The 311-nt window shown below is 67.8% G+C and carries 1 pseudogene; it reads right to left on the minus strand.

The window, feature by feature from the left end:
• A pseudogene (locus EXE45_RS18630) lies at nt 1–272 on the minus strand (Na+/H+ antiporter NhaC family protein); the annotation flags it as partial.
• Nucleotides 273–311: the final 39 nt, after the last annotated feature.

Raw genomic sequence — 311 nt, forward strand, 5'->3', positions numbered from 1 at the left:
GCGTTCGCCCCGCCGAGCCGCCAGATGAGCGCGACGCCGGCCCCGAGGAACAGCACGATCAGCATGATCTTCGCGTTGAACGTGCTCTCGCCGATCGAGGAGACGAGCCAGTCCAGCGTTTGGACCACGCCGTGGTTCGTCGTGTAGATCGCGGCCCCGGACCAGATCCCCAAGAACAGCGAGAGGACCGGTTTCCGCGTCACCATCGCGAGCACGATCGCTAACAGCGGCGGCACGAGGGAGACGGCGCCGAACGTCTCGGCTCCCGTCATACGCCTCCCCCCGACCGATCCCGGCCTGACGAGGGGGAC

Origin of the sequence: Halorubrum sp. SP9, assembly GCF_005435015.1 — an archaeon.
GTDB classification, from domain to species: domain Archaea; phylum Halobacteriota; class Halobacteria; order Halobacteriales; family Haloferacaceae; genus Halorubrum; species Halorubrum sodomense.